Here is a 7,088-nt window from a genome sequence, read left to right on the forward strand (position 1 = left end):
TGCCTTTCACTGATAATGCGACGCTTTCGGATCGCTGCTGCTCTGCTTCGGCATCCGAAAGCATCGGTTCAAGCGGTGCGCAGCTAGGACAGGATTTCCAGATCGGGCTTGCCGGCCAATCGATTGCCGAGTCTGTCCGCATCGATGACGAAGGGAAGCGCGATGTCCACCCTGAGCCCGGATTTCGTATGCCTGGCATAAAAGCTGATGCCGTAGTCCGCAGCAGCCTGCTCGTAGGAAGCATCCGATTCATAGGGAACAGGCTCCAGCTCGTGGTCCTTCTGAACGGCTCCGAAGTAATTGAGCAGAATCGGCCGGCCTGCAGGAGTCAGGTCCAGGGCTGCAAAATGGATGTTATGGATGGACGAGGTCTGGATGAGCTCGCGGATTCGGCTTAAGCGAAGCTCTTCATCCTCTTCGGTGCGGAGCAGGACAGGAATATAGTCGATGAAATTGCCGGCCAGATGATAATAGGACCGGCTTCCATATCTTCTTCCGCTGCTGACCAGCCGGACCGGAAGAGCGTCCATGCGCAGGACTTCCTTCCCGAAGGAAGCCACGAGTCCGAGAACGGTATGCCAGCCTTGCTCCGGACGCTCGTCGTCCAGCGGGAATTCCAGCGTGATGGAGCTCGAGCTTTGTGCCGGCAACAGGCTGATGCTGTGTTCAAGGCCGTTCAGGGCATGGCGGTACTCGTCCAGCTGGAATCGGCGCTCCAGCACCTCGAGCGGGATGCCTTGAGGCCCCGCCTCCACCATTTCGACATAATCGCGATAGCCCGTTTCCGGCTGCCGGCCGTACTCCGCCGAAGCCGATGCTTCCGGCAGGCGGATCGTCTCGGCGATAAGGCTGCAGGTCAGTCCGTCGGACAAGGAATGGTGGGAGGAATAGACGAGGACCTTCTCGCCGGACACTCCGTTCTCGATCAGCGCCAGCCGGTACAGCAGGCTGCCTGGCTGATCGAACTCGAAGCGGTCATGGTAGCATTCCGCCGCTGCGCTCCGAATAAGCTCGTCGGCCTGAGGGCTGTTCACCGCGACATAAGGGAGATCCAGACGGTCCGGACGGCCATGCAGGCTCCAGGCCCCGTCTCCTTCCCCGGAAAGGAAGCATCGGAGCATTTCCTGGCTGCGGACGACACCGAGGACGGTGAGCTCGATGTCCTTCCGACTTCTGCTCGCGGGAATCGGAATGATGGCGCCGACATTCTCGGATCGCGTCAGGAACAAGGACGGCACGGCCAAGATCGGAATCGCGGCGACAGCCGGACGCTCCCGCAGCTGGGCGGCATAAGCGGCCTGCTGGACGGCAAGCCGGCGGCGGATATCCGCCAAGTCCGCCGCGTCCTCGCCGCAGCCTGCCGAAGGCTCCGTCATCGCTTGTTCAGCCTTCTCTCCTTCGGCCGCTGCCCCTGCGCCCCGGTGCTTTATGCGGCTCAACGCTGCCGGCGTCTGCCGCAGGAGAAGATCCCTGACTTCCACGGAAAATCCTTTTTTCTTCAGCAGGAATACAGCCTTCATCGCAGATATGGAGTCTCCTCCGAGCTCATTGAACGTGTCGTCGGCTCCGACTCCCTTGATGGCGAGCACCTCCTCGAACACCTCGGCAACGAGAGCTTCCGCTCCGGCAGCCGGTGGCCTGGAGCCTAGAGGGGATTCGCCCGGCTGCTGCAGGAGATCGAGCGCCTTTCCATCGACCTTGCCGTTGACCGTCAAGGGCAGCTCCTCCAGCTCGAAGTACAAGGCTGGAACCATGTAGCCGGGGAGCATGCCCGACAGCGCCGCCTTAAGCTCCCGGGGATTAGGCGCGGCATCTCCGCTATAGTAGGCTGCCAGAACGCCCCTGCCGTCCGGCTGCCGCCTCAGCCGGACGGCGGCGCTCTTCACCCCGCCCAGCTGTGTCAGCCGAGATTCGATCTCGCCCGGCTCGACCCGGCATCCTCTGATCTTCAACTGACTGTCGATCCTGCCTAGGTAGACAAGGCTGCCGTCCTCCAGCCGCTTGGCCAGGTCCCCGGTCAAGTACATCCGTTCAAACCCGGGAATGGAGCTGCGGACGAACTGCCGGGCGGTAATCTCAGGCTGATTCAGATACTCTCTGGCCAGGCCGATGCCGGCGATGCCCAGCTGTCCCGCGACTCCCGGCGGAAGAGGATTGAGCGCGGCATCCACGATACAGATGCGGCTGTTCGGTATCGGCTTGCCGATAGGAACTTTGGCATGCGCGGAATCTTCCGCATAATCCCACATCGCCGCGCATACGGAGGCTTCAGTCGGCCCGTAGGCATTGGCGACGCGCATATGCCGCGACCACTCCCGGAGCATGTCGGAGGACGGTTCCGAGCCGGCCGTCACGACAAGGCGAAGGCTGCCTAGCGTCTCCGGCTGCAGGCGCTCCATGTAGGACGGCGGGAATGTGGCCGCCGTGATGCCCATCTCTTCGGCGTAACGCCGGAACAGCTCCGGATCGCCGATCGTTTCCTTGCTTGCCAGGCAGAGCGAGCCGCCTGTCCCCAGCGCCATGGAAAACTCCCATACAGAGGCGTCGAAGGAGCAAGGCGCGAATTGAAGGATGACATCATCCGGTCCGATGCCGAGCCTCTCCCGGAACACGAACGGCAGATTGGCCAGTCCGGCATGCTCCAGCGCGACTCCCTTCGGATTGCCTGTCGTCCCGGATGTATAGATGATATAGGCGAGGCTGTTCAGGTCCGGCTCGCGGGCCGGAACGAACTTGCCCTTCTCCGGCAGCGGAACTTCTCCCGGCTTGGCGATCTTGCCGCGGAAGATTCCGCTCCAGTCGTGATCGCCATCCGTGATGAGGAGCACTGCCCGGCTGTCCTCCAGCATATGCCGAGCCCGCTCGACAGGGAAGGCAGGATCGATAGGCAGATAGGCGGCGCCGGACTTGAGCAGGGCGAGGAAGCAGACGATGCTCTCGAAGGACCGTTCCAGCCGTACGGCAACAACATCCTCGAAGCCGACCCCGTTATCAAGCAGCCAAGCAGCCCAGCGGTCGGACAACTCATCCAGCTCTCCGTACGTCAGCCGCTTCTTGCCGTGCATGATTGCGGTCCGGTCCGGCTGGAGCCTCGCCAGCTTCCTGAACTGCTCCGGCAGCGACGAGGCCGGCGCCTCCTTCAGGACATCGGCATGAGCATGCTCCAGCTGCCGGCGCAGGTGATCGGCAGGCAGCAAGGTCAAGGAATCCAGCCTTGATCCAGGCTGCTCCGCTGCGTTCCGCAGCAGATGCAGGAAGCATTCGGCAATTCGGCGGGCCGTCGTCTCGCGGAACAGATGGGTCGAGTATTCCAGATCGAAGTACAGCAGCCCGTCTCCGCCCTCGAAGCCGGCGAGGGTCAGGTCGAACTTGGAAATGCTCGGCTCGAACGCGGCATGCGTGAAATGAAGCCCGCGGAAGTCAAAGCGGTTCTCCTGCATGTTCTGCAGGACGAACATGACATCAAAGAGCGGATTGCGGCTCAGATCCCGAGCGCAATCCAGCTTGACGGCAAGCTCGTCGTAGGGATAGAGCTGGTTCTCGAACGCCCCGAGAGCGTTCTTTTTGACCCGGGCAAGGAGCTGGACGAAATCGAGATCCGGCTCCACCGATGTCCGGATCGGAACGACATTGACGAACATTCCCATCGTCTCTTCCAGCGCTGCCTGCACCCGTCCCGATACCGGGGTTCCGACGACCAGATCCTCCTGTCCCGACAGCTTCGACAGCAACAGATTATAGACCGACAAGAGAACCATGAACAAGGTGGCGCCCTGATCGCCTGCCAGCCGCTTCAAGGCAGCGGCAAGCTCCGCGTCTACGGTGAAGGAGATGCGCGCCCCCTCCATGCTCTTGAACTTCGGTCTGGGGAAATCGCTTGGCAGCTCCAAGGAAGGAACGCCGTCCGCAAACCGGCTCAGCCAGTATCGTTCCTGGCTGCGGACATCTTCATGATCGCGGTTCCGATGCTGCCATACGGCGAAATCCTTGTACTGCAGCGCGGGCTCTGCCAGCCTTTCCCCGTTGTAAAGCCGCGCCAGCTCGCTGATGAAGAGGCCTACGGAGGAGCCGTCGGCGAGGATATGATGCAGATCGACAAGCAGAAGATGCTTCCTCTCTTCCATTCGAATGATTCGGATCCGGAAAAGAGGTCCGGCTTCGAGATCGAAAGGACGAACAAAGCTCTGCATCGCGGTCATCGGATCGATCGGCCGTCCTTCCACGAAATCCAGCTCGAACGCGCTGTCCTCATGCACCACTTGCACCGGCCCGCTGCCTGCCGCTGCAAAAGTCGTGCGCAGAATCTCATGGCGCTCCACCAGCTTGGCGACAGCTTGCTTCAGCCGCTCCTTGTCCAGATCGCCGTCGATGAGCAGGGCTTCCGACATGTTGTAGGCGACGGAACGCGGGTCCCGGCAATAGAGGGCGTACATCCGTTTTTGAGCGGAGGAGAGCGGATAAGAAGGCGCTTTTTCCGCTGGCGTTACGGCTCGGAACGCCTTCGCGCTTTTGGCGGCGACGGCTTCGGCGAGCGCGCTCACGGTCTGCTTCTCGAAGATTTCATCGATGCTGATGTCGACCTCGAACGCTTTCTGGATTCTCGCCATCAGCATCGTCGCCTTGAGGGAATGTCCGCCGACCTCGAAGAAGCTCGCTTCGGCCGAAACCTTCCCGAGGCTCAGCACCTCCGAGAATATCCCGGCCAGCAACCGCTCGGTTTCATTGCGCGGCTCGATGAATTCCTCGTCCAGATCGGCGGCATCCTTGAGCGCCGGAAGAGCCTTCTTGTCCGTCTTGCCGTTGTCGGACAGCGGAAGGCGGCCGACCCGATAGAAGCGGGAGGGAATCATATAGGACGGCAGCTCGCCCGCCAGATAGTCCCTGATTTCCTTCGCCTGGAGGATGCCGCATTGAAGGTAAGCGGAGATCCGGACCGGCACGCCGCCTTCTTCTTCGCAGATGGCCGCCGCGGCGCTAATGCCCGGATATGCGGCCAAGCGCTGCTCGATTTCCGCAAGCTCGATGCGATAGCCTCTCAGCTTGACCTGGGCGTCCTTCCTTCCGATGCAGCGGATCTCGCCTTCCTCCGTCCATTTGGCCAGATCGCCCGTCCGGTAAAGCCTTTGGCCTGGCAGGAACGGATGAGGCAGGAACGCTTCCTCTGTCCGCTCCGGCTGGCGAAGATAGCCCTCGGCCAATCCCGGCCCCGAGAGGCACAGCTCGCCAACGATGCCCGGAGGAACAGGCTCCAAGGAGTCATCCAGAATATAGGCCTGCATATTGGCAATGGGACGCCCGATCGCGATTTCGGCCGATTCCGCGACATTCCGCTTGAATACGGCGACGACACTGGCTTCAGTAGGCCCGTATTCATTCACGATTTCCGTCCTGGGCAGGCGGATCCGGCTGTCCCGGATCAGCGATGGCGGCAGCGGCTCGCCAGCGAGCGTTACGATGCGCAGAGGGCTTGAAGCCTCCGGGCCGATCTGCTCCAGAAGCAGCCGGTACAAGGATGGCACGCAAATAAAATGCGTGATCCGATGGACGTCGATCAGCTGCCTGAGCCTCATGGGATCCTTGACCTGGATTTCGGTCGGAAGGAACAGACCCGCTCCGGATGCGAGCGGAGTGAAGAATCCGGTCATGAAGCCGTCGAAGGAATAGGAAAAGAGCTGCATTGCCCGGTCTTCCCCCGTCAGGCCGTATTCTTCCTTTCTCCAGGCGATGGAATTGGCCAAGCCGCCGTGCGGGACGACCACGCCCTTCGGTTTCCCCGTCGTGCCGGAAGTATAGATGATATAAGCCGCCGATTGCCCGTCAACAGGATGCGGTTGGAATTCCCCTTCGCTTTCTTCATCCAGCGACTCGCAGGGAAGCACCTTGTCTATTCCAGCGAAGAAAGGATTCTCAGCATAGCGCGAATGCGTGATGACCGCGTTCGCGGCGGAATCTTCCAGCATGAAGCGGATGCGGTCTCCCGGCGTCTGGATGTCGATGGGCAGGATGCAAGCGCCTGCTTTCATTACAGCCAGCATCGCGACAGCCGTCTCCAGGCTCCGTTCCAGGTAAAGGGCGACGATCTGTCCCGGCAGCGTTCCGGAGCGGATGAGGCGGCGAGCCCACCGCGCCGCTTTGCCATGGAGCTCGATATAGCTTGCGGAATGCTCGGGCGTCACAATCGCCAGCGCATCCGGATGGAGCCGGACCTGCTCCTCGAACAGCTCCATGACGCTGCCGCCATAAGGACGGCTATTCCCGGAGCCGAAGTCATGGACAATCTTCGCCCGCTCCTCCTCCGGCATCCATCCGCTCCCGCCGATGGCGCGGTCGGGATGGAATGCCCATTGGCCCAGCATGTGGACGAATCGGCCGGCCAGGCTCTTCACATCCTTGGCGGCGAAAAACCGGCCGGATCCGGCGAGGCGCCCTTCGAGGCGGCCGCTTTCCCGGCTGAAGCGGAGGAGCAGCCCGTGAACGTTCCCGCTCTCGTCGGAGGAAGCTTCTCCGTGAAGCTCTTTCATCGTCAGCCGGATGTGGTTCAGGAACGCATAATCCCGCTCGTGGATGACCTTCATATCCTGAACGACCTTCTCCAGCGGATAATCCCCATTGCCGAGGGCGGCTTCATAAGAAGCCTTCACGGCATACAGCCATTCCCGGAAAGTACGCTTGCCCGGCCTGGAGTCTATGGTCGGCAGCCAGGATACAGGGGCCGGATGTACGTCCGGCTCCGCTTGAGGGCGGAAGCCGCGGGGACAGGACACCGTCACGGTTTCCCCTCCGGCATGCTTCTGAACCATCGCCTTGAATGCGGCCAGCAAAATCAAAAAGAGAGCCTCGGGTTCATTTCCGCTCATGACACGCAGCCGTTCGTCCAGCTCCTTTGGAATCTCGAGAACGGCCTGGTGGATGAAGGGCTCCTCGGCAGAGCGGGATACGGACAGGGCGAGCAGCGTCTCCTCTTCATGGAGGTCCAGCAGCTGCTTGATCCAATGCTTTTTCTGCCTTCTCAATTCTTGTATGGAGGGTCCGCCCTCCGGCAATGATCGTTCCGTATTCATCGTTTTCCCCCTAGGCTAGGCTGTCGG

Annotated in this window: 1 protein-coding gene; it reads right to left on the reverse strand. The window is 61.3% G+C overall.

Annotated features, from left to right (window positions below; all coding sequences use genetic code 11):
• Positions 1-83 precede the first annotated feature (83 nt).
• Entirely contained in the window at positions 84-7,061 is a 6,978-nt protein-coding gene (locus CIC07_RS12455; protein WP_083687976.1) for a non-ribosomal peptide synthetase, read from the reverse strand.
• Positions 7,062-7,088: the final 27 nt, after the last annotated feature.

The sequence above is a fragment of the Paenibacillus sp. RUD330 genome, assembly GCF_002243345.2.
GTDB lineage: Bacteria > Bacillota > Bacilli > Paenibacillales > Paenibacillaceae > Paenibacillus_O.